Source organism: Gracilibacillus sp. D59 (assembly GCF_052246695.1).
Classification (GTDB): Bacteria; Bacillota; Bacilli; order Bacillales; family Amphibacillaceae; genus Gracilibacillus.
The window spans coordinates 15,827-28,826 of record NZ_JBQQCK010000022.1; the positions used below are offsets into that span (position 1 = coordinate 15,827).

At 37.2% G+C, this 13,000-nt stretch carries 15 protein-coding genes; 7 read left to right on the forward strand and 8 right to left on the reverse strand.

Annotation, left to right across the window (positions count from 1 at the left end):
- The first annotated feature begins 102 nt into the window (after positions 1-102).
- A complete protein-coding gene (locus ACTWP4_RS22035; protein ID WP_443130939.1) occupies positions 103-1,308 on the forward strand; it encodes an MFS transporter in 1,206 nt (401 codons plus the stop codon).
- A 51-nt stretch (positions 1,309-1,359) separates the two neighbouring features.
- Here the strand turns inward: ACTWP4_RS22035 and ACTWP4_RS22040 are convergent, their stop codons facing one another.
- Entirely contained in the window at positions 1,360-1,872 is a 513-nt protein-coding gene (locus ACTWP4_RS22040) for a DUF3231 family protein (RefSeq protein ID WP_443130940.1), read from the reverse strand.
- A 51-nt stretch (positions 1,873-1,923) separates the two neighbouring features.
- Positions 1,924-2,151 carry a hypothetical protein gene (locus tag ACTWP4_RS22045; RefSeq protein ID WP_443130941.1) on the reverse strand — a complete coding sequence of 76 codons (228 nt, stop codon included), beginning with the start codon at positions 2,149-2,151 and terminating at the stop codon, positions 1,924-1,926.
- Between the two features lie 239 nt (positions 2,152-2,390).
- Here ACTWP4_RS22045 and ACTWP4_RS22050 point away from each other — a divergent pair, with 239 nt between their 5' ends.
- Positions 2,391-2,747 carry a DUF2512 family protein gene (locus ACTWP4_RS22050; protein WP_443130942.1) on the forward strand — a complete coding sequence of 119 codons (357 nt, stop codon included), beginning with the start codon at positions 2,391-2,393 and terminating at the stop codon, positions 2,745-2,747.
- 101 nt (positions 2,748-2,848) lie between these two features.
- Here the strand turns inward: ACTWP4_RS22050 and ACTWP4_RS22055 are convergent, their stop codons facing one another.
- From ACTWP4_RS22055 to ACTWP4_RS22075, 5 genes are all read right to left on the reverse strand, one after another.
- The gene (locus ACTWP4_RS22055) at positions 2,849-4,138 is read right to left on the reverse strand and encodes a glutamate-1-semialdehyde 2,1-aminomutase (RefSeq protein WP_443130943.1); all 1,290 of its coding nucleotides are present in this window, start codon (positions 4,136-4,138) and stop codon (positions 2,849-2,851) included.
- Positions 4,139-4,205: 67 nt separating this feature from the next.
- The gene (locus tag ACTWP4_RS22060) at positions 4,206-6,116 is read right to left on the reverse strand and encodes an ABC transporter permease (RefSeq protein WP_443130944.1); all 1,911 of its coding nucleotides are present in this window, start codon (positions 6,114-6,116) and stop codon (positions 4,206-4,208) included.
- On the reverse strand, positions 6,091-6,867 hold the full coding sequence (locus ACTWP4_RS22065; RefSeq protein ID WP_443130945.1) for an ABC transporter ATP-binding protein: 777 nt from the start codon (positions 6,865-6,867) through the stop codon (positions 6,091-6,093). The genes ACTWP4_RS22060 and ACTWP4_RS22065 overlap by 26 nt, the downstream gene beginning before the upstream one ends.
- Positions 6,868-7,008: 141 nt before the next feature.
- On the reverse strand, positions 7,009-8,010 hold the full coding sequence (locus ACTWP4_RS22070) for a sensor histidine kinase (protein ID WP_443130946.1): 1,002 nt from the start codon (positions 8,008-8,010) through the stop codon (positions 7,009-7,011).
- The gene (locus ACTWP4_RS22075) at positions 8,007-8,708 is read right to left on the reverse strand and encodes a response regulator transcription factor (RefSeq protein WP_443130947.1); all 702 of its coding nucleotides are present in this window, start codon (positions 8,706-8,708) and stop codon (positions 8,007-8,009) included. The genes ACTWP4_RS22070 and ACTWP4_RS22075 overlap by 4 nt, the downstream gene beginning before the upstream one ends.
- Positions 8,709-8,798: 90 nt before the next feature.
- Between ACTWP4_RS22075 and ACTWP4_RS22080 the strand changes: the two genes are divergently transcribed.
- The 4 genes from ACTWP4_RS22080 (at position 8,799) to perR (ending at position 11,001) form a co-directional block, all read left to right on the forward strand.
- Positions 8,799-9,212, forward strand: a complete 414-nt coding sequence (locus ACTWP4_RS22080; RefSeq protein ID WP_443130948.1) for an ion channel — start codon at positions 8,799-8,801, stop codon at positions 9,210-9,212.
- A gap of 64 nt (positions 9,213-9,276) precedes the next feature.
- A complete protein-coding gene (bcp, locus tag ACTWP4_RS22085; protein WP_443130949.1) occupies positions 9,277-9,744 on the forward strand; it encodes a thioredoxin-dependent thiol peroxidase in 468 nt (155 codons plus the stop codon).
- Between the two features lie 73 nt (positions 9,745-9,817).
- Positions 9,818-10,375 (forward strand): cob(I)yrinic acid a,c-diamide adenosyltransferase, encoded by a 558-nt coding sequence (locus tag ACTWP4_RS22090; RefSeq protein WP_443130950.1) that lies wholly within the window; start codon positions 9,818-9,820, stop codon positions 10,373-10,375.
- 176 nt (positions 10,376-10,551) lie between these two features.
- The gene (gene perR, locus ACTWP4_RS22095; RefSeq protein ID WP_443130951.1) at positions 10,552-11,001 is read left to right on the forward strand and encodes a peroxide-responsive transcriptional repressor PerR; all 450 of its coding nucleotides are present in this window, start codon (positions 10,552-10,554) and stop codon (positions 10,999-11,001) included.
- Between the two features lie 127 nt (positions 11,002-11,128).
- Here perR and ACTWP4_RS22100 read toward each other — a convergent pair whose 3' ends face one another.
- On the reverse strand, positions 11,129-11,488 hold the full coding sequence (locus ACTWP4_RS22100; protein WP_443130952.1) for a YgzB family protein: 360 nt from the start codon (positions 11,486-11,488) through the stop codon (positions 11,129-11,131).
- A gap of 218 nt (positions 11,489-11,706) precedes the next feature.
- On the opposite strand from ACTWP4_RS22100, the gene ACTWP4_RS22105 reads away from it, so the two are divergent.
- Positions 11,707-12,579, forward strand: coding sequence for a nucleotidyltransferase-like protein (locus tag ACTWP4_RS22105; RefSeq protein WP_443130953.1), 873 nt, complete (start codon positions 11,707-11,709; stop codon positions 12,577-12,579).
- Positions 12,580-13,000: the final 421 nt, after the last annotated feature.

Consider the following 13,000-nt stretch of genomic DNA (forward strand, 5'->3'; position numbering starts at 1 on the left):
ATTTTACGTGAAATAAAGTACCGAAAAAATCCAAGTATGAAAACTACTCAGTAGTGAAAAATAGAAATAGTACTATATAACCGTTGGATGGAAGGGAAAAACGTGAAAGATAAAAAATTAGATCTCATTGCACTTGCATCAATACCTTTGGTGATGACATTGGGTAACTCGATGTTAATCCCAATTCTTCCGATTATTGAAAAGAAAATTGACATTACGGCTTTTCAATCAAGTCTGATTATAACTGTATATTCTGTAGTGGCAATTCTCTTAATTCCTTTTGCAGGATATTTATCTGATAAGATTGGGCGGAAAAAAGTGATCATACCTAGTCTTATTATTACTGGATTAGGTGGGCTTCTTTCTGCTTTTGCAGCATGGAAAATGCAAGATCCCTTTATGCTTATTCTAATTGGCCGCTTTTTACAAGGGATCGGTGCTTCCGGAGCCTTCCCTGTTGTTCTTCCGACTGTCGGTGATATGTTTGATGACGAGAAGGAAGTAAGTGCCGGTTTAGGATTGATTGAAACATCAAATACCTTTGGTAAAGTGTTGAGTCCAATTATTGGAGCGGTGCTTGCCATTTTTATTTGGTATTTACCGTTTTTATTTATCCCGATATTTTCGGCCATTTCTATGTTGCTAGTGATGTTCTTCGTTAAAGCTCCAAAAGAAGATGATAACGAAGAAAAACAAACCTTTAAAAACTTTTTAACATTGATCAAAAAAGTTTTTCATGATAATGGAAAATGGTTGATCAGCACCTTTATTATCGGTTGTATCAACATGTTTGTGTTATTTGGATTTTTATTTCATTTTTCGAATTTATTAGAAAAGGATTATCAAATGGAAGGAATCATAAAGGGTTCAATCCTTGCTATTCCATTGTTATTCTTATGTATTGCATCATATGTAGCAGGAAAGAAAATTGGTAAAAATAAAATCGTAATGAAATGGGTTATTCTTATCGGAAACCTTATAGGAGGAGTCCCGCTTCTTTTTATAAAACCCGATGTAACCATGATTTATATCTCGATCATGTTGTCAATTGCCGGCATTGGAATCGGTATTTCCTTACCAACATTAGATGCCTTGATTACAGAAGGGGTAGAGAAAGACGTACGTGGAACTGTTACATCTCTATACAGCAGTATGCGTTTTTTAGGTGTTGCTGCAGGACCCCCGGTAATCGCAATTTTTATTGAAAAAAATCCTGACTGGATGTATTACTTTTTGGCAGGATTTAGTGCGATCGCAATTTTGATTACGTTTTTTGCAATTAGACCGAGTGCGGATGAAAGTGAATAATGACAGAACAAAACCCGTTTCAATGGATTTGAAACGGGTTTGTTATCTGTCTTAATTTTTTGTTGGGATGTTCGTGTGTAATGGAGGCGTGACTAACCAGCCTTTTTCCTTATTTAACCGTAGCATTTTAGCTCCAGCCTGTGCTTGATTCATATGGAACTGACCGAAAAGCATTGCTATATCCTCACGAGTACATTGACCAATGATGGTACTGCAAGCGACTAAAGATTTGGCGATACTTGCTGAGATTGCTGCACTAATCTCAGGGTCATTAAATCTTGCTCCAACCGGAATATCCTCTAAAGTTGCATAGGAACGTTCAGGTGGAGAAGGTGGTAAGGCAATACCATTGATTTTTAATATTTCCTCTATTCGTTCACTTTCTTGTTTAATTAGAGAAATACCATCTTCTAACTGTTTCTTTAAGTCTTGATCTCCACAATGATTCAAATAAGTCTGGTAGGCTGCATAGTTACCTTTCGCTGTAAATAAATACGACCAAATGCTTGAAATTTCACCATAATGTAATGGTTGTTTTTTTGGATCACCAGATAGAATACCCATATTTTCACTCCTTTTAAATAAGGCTTATCATGAGTAAGCCCTTAGTATTCATTATTGATTTAGTTGTTGTTGGCATTGCTGACATAGTTGTTGAATTTGCTGCAATTGTTGTGCAGCATTTCGTTCCGCTTGAGCCATGTTCTGTTGTGCACCCATGTTAGCACTTGCTTGGCCTTGACCTTGTATTTGTTGCGCATTTTGCTGTTCTTGTTGTTGAAGTTGCTGTGCAATTTGTGTGATTTGTTGTAGTGCTTGCTGAACCTGTTGTTGATGAGGCAAGATTATCATCCTTTCGGTTTTGGGAACCTATTTATCACGGTGCTAACCGTCTGTAAGACCCCCACTTCAAGCTTCAAGTAACATAACAGACGCTAACACCCTGATAAGTTTTGCTAATGATCAGTGGGGTCAAAACCCCCACTGATCATAGTCTCACTTTATTGTCTGTATTTTTTTTGAAGCTATGCAAAAGAATAAAAGAATTTTCCTGACAAACACTAATGGAGGAGGTGAAAAAGATGATAAGTTTAATTGTAAAAATAGTAACAGTACCAATTGTGTTGCTGCTGGCTATGTTTATGACTGATAATATTGAATATGGGGCAATGTGGCAGCCTCTTTTGATTATATTGCTATTAATAGGAAGTGGTTTAGCCTTGGAATATGCATTATTGAATAGCGAAAATTTATGGACAAGTGTTGCACTTGATTTAATCACAGCGTTTATAATTCTATATTTTATTTCAAACATGCTTGAAGGCGCCTATGTTTCATTCGGAGGAGCACTGGTCGTTTCCTTAATATTAGGTGTATGTGAATACATGTTACACCGCTTCTTGATTCGCTCCAAAAATGTAGATAAAGCACCAGCCTAATTGAATGAAGGACAAAAAAAGTGGAAATCCAAAATTTGTGTCTATCATAAACAAAATGAAGGACAAAAGAAAGCGAATATCGCTAACTTTGTCCTTCATTTTTATCCCATCTTAGCAAATGCCTGATCAATACACGAAATAGTTTCCTTAATATCTTCTTCCGTATGAGCGATCGTTAAGAACCATGCTTCATATTTAGAAGGGGCAAGGTTGATTCCCTGATTCAACATTAACTTGAAGAATTGCCCGAATTTTTCACCATCGGAAGCTTCGGCCTGAGCATAGTTCGTTATCTTTTCCGATCCGAAGTACAATGTTAAAGCACCTTTTAATCGGTTGACGGTAATATCGATTCCATGCTTCTCGGCAGCGTCAAACATACCTTTTTCTAGGGTCGCACCTAGACGGTCTAACTTCTCGTAGACACCGTCTTGTTCTAATACTTCCAAACAAGCAATCCCTGCAGACATCGAAGCTGGATTTCCGGCCATTGTTCCTGCTTGGTAGGCTGGTCCGAGCGGTGCTACTTGTTCCATGATTTCTGCCTTTCCACCGTATGCACCAATCGGCAAACCACCACCAATAATTTTACCCATGGCGGTCATATCTGGTTCGACACCAACAAGTTTTTGGGCAGATCCGTAAGTAAAACGGAAAGCTGTAATCACTTCATCGTAAATGACTAATGCACCGGCATCATGCGTCAAGTCATTCACTTGTTGTAAAAATCCTTCAGCAGGCTCGACGATACCGAAGTTCCCAACAATCGGCTCGACCAAAACAGCTGCTACCTCGTCACCCCAGTGTTTGAGTGCTTCTTTAAATGCCTCAATATCGTTGAAAGGTACCGTAATTACTTCATTAGCAGTTGCCTTGGTTACACCAGCAGAGTCTGGGTTCCCCAATGTAGAAGGACCTGATCCAGCTTGGACTAATACCGTATCGAAATGGCCATGATAACATCCGGCAAATTTGATTACTTTTTCCCGGCCCGTGTAAGCGCGAGCAACACGAACAGTCGTCATCACTGCCTCGGTACCAGAATTGACAAAACGGACTTTATCCAACGAAGGGATCGCGACTTTTAACTTTTGCGCAAAAAGGTTTTCCAATTTCGTCGGTGTGCCGTATAACACACCATTTTCCGCTGCCTGCTTAATTGCCTCGGTAATATGTGGATGAGCATGACCGGTAATAATCGGTCCGTATGCTCCTAAATAATCGATATATTTATTGCCATCGACATCCCAAAAGTAGGCACCTTCGCCTTTCTCCATATAGACAGGTGTTCCACCACCAACACCTTTATAAGCACGGGATGGAGAATTGACTCCCCCGACAATATGTTGCTGTGCTTCTTTATGTAAAGCTTCTGATTGTGTGAATTGCATGAAAAAACCTCCATGATTAAAATGCATCTATTATTATAGCACTTTTAACCACAGAGGGAAAAACAGCTTACATCACTTGTTTAATTTTACTAATGTACAATCCACGAATGAAGAAAAAGTAAATCGCATATACCAGTAAGTAAGCACTAATCAATGTAACACTTGGCAGTAAAATAGATGATTCAAGCATATTTTGCAGTGCCTTGAAGGCAAATCCGGCATGAATCACAGCTAAAATAAATGGTATGAAAAACAAATAGGCTACTTGTTGCGTTGCGATTTTTTTCATTTCACCAATCGTCAAACCGATCCGGTACAAAGCTTGGTATTGTCTTACATCTTTATCTAAATCCTGATATATTTTAAAATACAGAATCGATCCTGCGGCAAGGAAGAAAAGAACACTAATAAACAATCCGAAAAATAAAGCATAGGACAAGGAATTCTTCAGCATTAAGTAAAAATTTGCCTTTGAATCAATACCGGATACAACTTCTCTATCCATTGTTTCAGTAGCCCTTTCAGTCAACTCTGCATTTGCTACCCAATCTTCCATTGTTATGTCAACATATCGGTAAAGTTCGTTTGGTTCTGCCACTGCAGCAAAATCGTCATATACTTGATCACTTACGACCACTGTATGATTTGTGTGATAGTTTCTATTCACAATAGAAGGAATCACTTTCGCTTGTAGTGTTTCCTGATGATTTTCCGATTCTAATGTTAATTCATCTTCTACTCGATATGATAAAGTCAATTCAGCATGGGCGAGCATTACAATTATCTCGTTGTCCGCCAAGTCTTCTGTTACTTCTTCTCCATTTAATTCTACTAAGGACTTATAGTCTGAATAAGATATCATATCAACCCATGCTTCACTCTCATCGACCATTGTTTTTGCTTGAACGGGATCAATGGTTAGTGACTGATAATCAACATTTTCCTGATCCAATCTATTAGTGAATTTGCTTACCTCGTCATCCATTTTTTCAATGTTCTCTTCACCTTTACTTAAAAAAGAGACATCCTGTGGCATATAGGCAGATGCTTCCGTTTCTGCACTTTCGAACACACCATAGAGAACACCAGACGCTGTGAAGGCAACAGCACTTAAGATCGTGACGAAAAATAACAACCGGGCATGATCTTTTAATTTATAGCCTAATTCAGAAACAGTTAGTAAGTTCGTTTTCTTAAAATAGAGCCCCTTATTTTTCTTGAGAAGATGGATAAATAATACCGAAAATTGCGTAAATAACAAATAAGTGCCCGGGATAATCAACCCTAAAATAGGCATCATACGCAGTCCAATATTCATCATGTCTGCCGTCCATGCTAAATAATAAGCAGCAATTACTAATCCGAATCCAATGATCGCGAATATCCAGGAAAACTTCGGTGTTTTCTTCGGTGCTCTTGCGCCTTGAAATAAACTAACAATGGAATTTATCCGTAATGTCCATACCACAATCAGTGAATTTAATTCAAACATGATGAAGTAACCAACAAAAGTTAAAAGAAATGCTTTCCATGAAATTTGAAAACCTAAGGAGCTTTCCAGACCAAGCAAGTTAGAAAAGCCCATGATAAATAAATTGGCAAAAAGCGTACCAACTAACATACCAGCAAATATCGATACTAAGCCAATAATCGAATTTTCTAAAATTAACAGTCGGTTTAGCTGTCCTTTACTAATACCAAGTGTCATTAGAATACCGTATTCTTTTTTGCGGGATTTTATAAAAGCACCTGTCGAATAGAGTACGAACAAAAAGGAAAAACAAAAAATAATTACTTCTACAGCTGTAATTCCAGATTCGACAGCACTACGAAAATCATAGTTTTCAATTTCAGGGTGAAACATAATGACCGCATAAATAAAAAACACAGCTACTGAGAACATACAGCTAAAGAAATAACTCAGGTATTGGCGGGAATTACGTTTGACATTATTAAAGGCGAACTGTCTGAATGTCATCGGTATCTCCTCCTAGCATCGACTGCACATTCAAGATCTCTTGGAAAAAGGATTGCCGGTTATCCCCTTTATGGAGTTCATTGAATATTTTCCCATCTTTAATGAACAGAATTCGTTCACAGAAGCTGGCAGCGAAAGGATCATGTGAAACCATAAGCGTTGTCGCTTCTTTTTGGCTGTTTAACTGCGAAAGAGTGTCCATCACTTGTCTAGAAGCTTTTGAATCTAGATTTCCTGTCGGCTCATCAGCAAAAATAATCGCTGGTTCATGGATGATCGCCCGGGCAATAGCGGCACGTTGCATTTGCCCTCCAGAGACTTCAAAGCTGCGATTACGTAGAATGGTGTCAATCCCTAGTTGATTTGCGATCTGAGCTAACTTATTTTCCATATCTTTTACTTTCCAACCGTCTAGTGTGAGTGGAAGCATAATATTTTCAGCAATCGTTAAGGTATCTAACAGATTAAAATCCTGAAATATAAAGCCCATTTCCCGCCGTCTAAATTTGGCAAGTTTGCCTTTCGTTAAACGAGTAATCTCTTCACCGTTTATCGTAAGAGTCCCCGCTGTTAAGCGGTCGATCGTTGACAGAACATTAAGCAGTGTTGTTTTACCACTACCAGATGGTCCCATTACACCGACGAATTCACCCTTTTCGATCGAAAGTGAAATATTATCGATTGCTTTATGTTCGATTCCACGCTTACTGCCATATATTTTGGAAATATTAGTTGCCTGTAATAGGCTCATGATATGTTCATCCTTTCTTTATTGGAAAAATGTAAATAGTCTCATTTTATTGTAGTTTCATTATAAACAGAACAAGACGTACAACCTATTGATTATTCTTTCAAATTAAAAAAGAAATCTTACATTTTCGTAAGATTTCTGTTAGGACGGATCAAAGCGTATCATAATCGTTGTCCCTTTTGTTGCTTCAGAACTGACTTCAAGCTGATGTTCTAATGAATCACATATCTGTTTAGCTAGAAATAATCCCATTCCTGTCGATTCACGATAGTGCCGTCCATTTTCTCCAGTAAAAAAAGGTTCAAAAATACGTTTTATATCCTGCTTCGGTATCCCGATGCCATGATCGATTATCTTTAATTCGACAGCACCTTCCCATACAGATGCTTGATAGTGAATAGTACTGTTCGTGTCGCCAGCATATTTAATCGCATTACTCGTGATTTGTTCTAGTACAAAGCCAAGCCATTTCTGATCAGAATAAATGTGTAAAGAGGGATCGATCTCTACTTTTGGGTAAACACGGTTACGGATAAAGCTTGATTTATATTCCTGAATGATCGTGTGTACCAAATCTTTCACGACAATTTTTTCGACATGAAAATCACGTTCAAACTGTTGTAATCGTGATTGATATAAGGCAAGCTGTAGTCCGTTTTTGATACGATCGAGTTCCTCATCCATATTTTGTTTGAATTGTGTAGGGAGATTATGTTCTTCTTTTTCTAATGTTAATCGCATTACAGATAACGGTGTTTTCATCTGGTGGATCCATTGCTGCATAAAGATGTTCTCTTGTTTTTTTTCGGCATGAAGTAGTTCGACTTGCTGTTTATAACTATTATATTGTTTTTCATAGTGTTCTTTTAATTGGGTAGTAAGATGATCTGGTGTATCAGGAAGCCAAGCCGATTCTGTCGCATCATCAATGGTATAACGATATATATCACGATATTTTGCATAACGATACATATGATAAATCACAAGGAAAAAAGTGACGATAATCAGCATGTAAAGAAAATTACTTTTACTAATTTGTGAACCACCTAGCGAACTAGCAAGCTGAGCGACAATCATCACCAACGCAATTTGCGAATAAAAGAAGATAATTGAACCTACTTGATCCTTCAGATAACCTTTCATGATGAATGCTCCCAGACCTTTTCTAATTTATATCCGGCGCCACGAACTGTTTTTAATGCACCGTCTATCCCTAAATCAGAAAGCTTCTTTCGTAATCTTGTAATATTAACACTTAATGTATTATCATCAACGAAATCTTGATCATCCCACAATCGTTCCAGTAAATATTCACGGGAAACAATTTTTTCTACTTGGCTTAACAATGATTGCGCTAATAAATATTCCTTCTTGGTTAACAAGCACTGTTCTTCCTGAAAAGATAAGATGAAAGTGGAAGTATCAAGTTGCAGGCCGTTCACATCAATCAGACTAGAATTCTTATCAGAACGATATTCTCCATAAACACGACGCATCAAACTTTTGATTTTTGCCAACACGACTTCGAGCTGAAATGGTTTGGTTATGTAGTCATCAGCACCATTTTCAATCGCCATTACTTGATCCATGCCGCTGTCACGGGCAGAAATAAAAATAATCGGACAATTACTAACTGCACGGATTTTGCGACACCAGTAAAATCCGTCAAACCTCGGTAAGTTAATATCTAATAAAACTAAATGTGGCTGATAGTCTTGAAATTCCTCCTGAATCTGATCAAAATCGTTAACAGAAGCTATTTCATAATCATATTTTTGTAAAAAATCTGCTAATATATCGCGAATTTTTGGATCATCTTCGACAATATAAATACGCCTCATTCGTCATCACTCCTACTACACAATCGTATACTAAAAATAGGAAAATATAAAGTGAGACTTCCGTGATAAATAGGTGAGGGAGGGGAGTTAATGATTGCCGTTATTTCAATTCTATTAATCGTTTTCTTATTAATAGGAAGTTTATCCGCTTTTATTTTCGGAAAAGCACATCAGCACAGTTATTTTTCCTATGAAATTTTTTATACGTTACTTGTTGTCTATTTTACCGTACTCACCTCATTTGCCTGTTTATATTTTGTATTATCCTTTCATGGTATATTATTACTCGACGATGGCCAATTGAGGCAATTACCACCGTTCGAGACGTTAGCTCATTCCTTTTATTTCAGTGGTGTCACATTAATGACAGTTGGTTATGGAGATATAACGCCAATCGGCTGGGGAAGGTTACTGGCACTTGTCGAATCATTAATTGGCTACATTTTACCGCCTGCCTTTTTCTTAAAAATATGGCAAGGTAAAGGGGAACGGGATGTATATTAGTTGAGACTTAAACCAATTTCAGATACGCTTGAGATAACATATCATGGATGGAGGGATTTTAATCATGGCAGTTGAAGTAGGACAAGCTGTACAAGATTTCGAATTAACGAATAATAAAGGGGAAACAGTAAAACTCTCCGATTATAAAGGGAAAAATGTAGTACTTTATTTCTATCCGAAAGATGACACACCAGGATGTACGACTGAAGCTTGTGATTTCCGTGATAACTACGAAAGTTTTCAAGACTTAGATGCAGTTATTCTCGGGGTGAGCCCGGATTCAGAGGATAGCCATAAGAAATTCATCGATAAGCATGAATTGCCTTTTGAATTGTTAGTTGACGAAGACAAGGAAGTAGCGGAACAATTTGGTGTATGGCAATTAAAGAATAAATTCGGTAAAGAATATATGGGCATTGTACGCTCTACTTTTATTATCGATAAGGAAGGCGTCTTACAGAAGGAATTCCGCAATGTCCAAGTAAAAGGACATGTTGAAAAAGCATTAAACTACATTCGTGAAGAATTATAGGCTACAAAAAGTGTAAGCATAAACATTGCTTGCACTTTTTTTAAGCAGACATAGCTATAAAGGTGGGAAAACGATGCGGATTTATACAAGATCAGGTGACAAAGGAGAAACATCCCTTATATACGGAAAACGGGTGCCGAAAAACCATGTACGTGTTGAAGCATATGGCACATGTGATGAAGTGAATGCTCTATTAGGGCAAGCAATCAGCTATATCGAACAAGAAGACTTTCAAGCAAAAACTGTATTAATAGAAGAACTTCATTATATTCAAACGATTCTTTTCCATGTTGGCTCAGAATTTGCTACCCCTGAAGATAAAGAAGTAACATGGAAACTCGAGCAGCGTCATGTTGAGCATTTAGAACAACAAATCGATAAATGGCAGGAAAGTCTACCGGAATTGCGCAATTTTATTTTACCGTCTGGCCATATTGCGGCAAGTGCCCTGCACCATGCAAGAACCGTAGCAAGAAGAGCAGAACGAATTGCAGTCAGTCTTCAAGATCAATTACAGGACTCACTTACGATCCAATATTTAAACCGTTTATCTGATTACCTGTTTGTGGTGGCACGTACAGTGAACCATCAGTTAAACGTGGAAGAAAAGAACTTAAGAGCTGATATCTAATAAGGCATAAGCATAAAATTATTGGTAACTCGTATACTTATATTGACAGAGCAAGTGGATAGAGAGTACACTAATTATAAGAATTATAAAGTAATAATTGTGGTAATAGTGGTACTATTGTAATATAGTACTTATAATTACACTGGAATATTACAATTTGTAGGAAAGTGAGGTGCATGGCGGTGTCTGAACATATGCTGCAAGAAGCGGTAGAAAAACTGAAATCCTCGGGCGTCCGAATTACACCACAGCGTCATGCGGTGTTGGAGTTTTTATTGAAAGCAGAAACTCACCCTACTGCTGATGATATTTATAAAGCATTGGAAGGAAAATTTCCTAATATGAGTGTTGCAACTGTATATAACAATTTGCGTGTATTTCGTGAAATAGGTCTAGTTCGTGAATTGACATATGGAGATTCATCCAGTCGTTTTGATTGTAACACATCGAAGCATTATCACATTATATGTGACAGCTGCGGGAAAATCGTTGACTTTCATTATCCAAGCCTTGATGAAGTCGAGTCATTAGCAGAACAGATTACAGGGTTTGATGTAAGCCATCATCGAATGGAAGTATACGGAGTTTGTCAGGAATGTAAAAAAGAGAAAAATCAAATAGTTTAAATCTAAACACACGACGCAAGTTTGCTCGTGTGTTTTTTATTGCGGTGCTAACCGTCTGGGCTAAGACCCTGATCATAGTCTCACTTTATCCTTTTTGTATCAATAGTAAAAAAACGCCGCTGTTTACTTAGCGACGTTTTTTCTTTGAATTATAACTTTCATCAAATTCTTTTCCTTCTAGGTCCTTGTCTAATGTAAGAGGTTGTTTACAATGCATACAAGCATCAACACGGCCGAGCATTTTAGTTGGCTTCTCACAGCTTGGACATATAATCGGTATAGCCTTGGTGGAGAGCATACCAATCCAGAAATAGACCACTGAACTAAAGATAATCGCCAAAGTCCCTAGAATCATAAAAATGAGCATCAACCATTCAATATCTTTAAAGATTAACCCCACATACATAATGATGAATCCGATAAAAACTAAAGCCAATGCGAAGGTTCTGATTTTATTTATTTTACTTTTGTACGTAATATCCGCCATAGAACTTCCTCCAAAAACGTAGTGTATATCGATTGTAGTATAGCATATTTGTCATGAAAATGCTTGTAGTCAAAATACTTATGTTAAATAATTCCTGTTTACAAAACAGTCATTATTGGGTAAAAAGTAACAAATGAAAAAAAGTTACACTGATTGAAAGGGATTATTTGATTTTTATCGAATAATTAATATGTGAATCGATAGAGGGGGAGAATCAAGTGGAGGATATTTTACGTCCTATTTATCAGGAAAGAGCAAGTAATCGAAACACATTGGGCATCCTAATTATGGAGAAAAAGAAAAAAATCAGCCCAGAGACAGACAATTTTGATTCCATTTTATTAGTAGTTGTAAAAGGATTGGATGAGAAATGGATTGTTAAACATTATGAGTTTCAAGACCAGTCAGCAGCACTGCATGTTATTGATCGTGATTTATTAGAAGAATGGATCGAAACAAGTGCTTACAGACGAGCGGTAGAATGGATCATTAATGGTAGAATCATTTATGACCGTAATGAGTATCTAGCAAATTTAAAGGAAACATTAAGGGTATTTCCTTGTGAAAACAGGCAATTACGCTTAACGATCGAATTTTCCAAGCTGACAAGAAGTTATATTGAATCACGTGATCTCTATGAATCAGGCAACTACTTAGATGCTTACAGCAGACTGCTTCGTTCCTTACATTACTTAGGAAGAATCGCTATTTTAGATAAAGGCTATCATCCGGAAGTAGTAGTATGGAGTCAGATAAAACGAATTGACCTGGAAGTCTATAAGTTATATGAAGAATTAGTGCGAAGTACAGAAGAAATGAAAAAAAGAGTCGAACTGATGCTAATAGCGATGGACTTCGCAATAAACAAGCGTACAGAAGCATGTGCAGCTCATTTATTGGGTGTAATGCGCACGCGTGAAACACCATGGGGATTTGGTGAGTTGAAGACACATCCCGATGTAGCTCCTTATATGTATGATTTAGTAAGTGTAGTGGAATATTTAGTCTCAAAGGATATAATCGAAGTAGTATTAGAAGAAACGAAGAGTACAATGATTCGTCATCGCAAATATCAAGTCACGAAAAAGTAGAAGCTGTTATGCTTCTGCTTTTTTCTATATATACTATTCACATATGAGGAACAAAGGCATATACTGTTGATGTTGGTGCAAGAAATGGGCTACCTTAGAAAGAAACAAATAAATTATAAAATGATGTTGACACTTCATTGAAAACCATGTTATATTATTAATCGTCGCTGAAAACGGCGCAACAAAAAAATATCATCTATCAACAACAAGCAAGAATTTAACTCAAAAAAAGTTGTTGACACGAAATCAGACAGATGATATACTTTAAAAGCTGTCGCAAAAACGGCAGTCAAACATTGATCTTTGAAAACTGAACAAAACAACCAGTATGATTTTAAACATGAAACAAAAGCTAGCTTTTAGAAGCGAGCGCAAGTCAACTTTATTGAGAGTTTGATCTTGGCTCAGGACGAACGCTGGC

Coding starts and splice junctions, on each gene's coding strand:
- ACTWP4_RS22040 (WP_443130940.1), bottom strand. CDS start 1,872: ATGGGTATTCTATCTGGTGATCCAAAAAAACAACCATTACATTATGGT.
- ACTWP4_RS22050 (WP_443130942.1), top strand. CDS start 2,391: ATGATAAGTTTAATTGTAAAAATAGTAACAGTACCAATTGTGTTGCTG.
- ACTWP4_RS22055 (WP_443130943.1), bottom strand. CDS start 4,138: ATGCAATTCACACAATCAGAAGCTTTACATAAAGAAGCACAGCAACAT.
- ACTWP4_RS22060 (WP_443130944.1), bottom strand. CDS start 6,116: ATGACATTCAGACAGTTCGCCTTTAATAATGTCAAACGTAATTCCCGC.
- ACTWP4_RS22065 (WP_443130945.1), bottom strand. CDS start 6,867: ATGAGCCTATTACAGGCAACTAATATTTCCAAAATATATGGCAGTAAG.
- ACTWP4_RS22070 (WP_443130946.1), bottom strand. CDS start 8,010: ATGAAAGGTTATCTGAAGGATCAAGTAGGTTCAATTATCTTCTTTTAT.
- ACTWP4_RS22075 (WP_443130947.1), bottom strand. CDS start 8,708: ATGAGGCGTATTTATATTGTCGAAGATGATCCAAAAATTCGCGATATA.
- ACTWP4_RS22080 (WP_443130948.1), top strand. CDS start 8,799: ATGATTGCCGTTATTTCAATTCTATTAATCGTTTTCTTATTAATAGGA.
- bcp (WP_443130949.1), top strand. CDS start 9,277: ATGGCAGTTGAAGTAGGACAAGCTGTACAAGATTTCGAATTAACGAAT.
- ACTWP4_RS22090 (WP_443130950.1), top strand. CDS start 9,818: ATGCGGATTTATACAAGATCAGGTGACAAAGGAGAAACATCCCTTATA.
- perR (WP_443130951.1), top strand. CDS start 10,552: ATGGCGGTGTCTGAACATATGCTGCAAGAAGCGGTAGAAAAACTGAAA.
- ACTWP4_RS22100 (WP_443130952.1), bottom strand. CDS start 11,488: ATGGCGGATATTACGTACAAAAGTAAAATAAATAAAATCAGAACCTTC.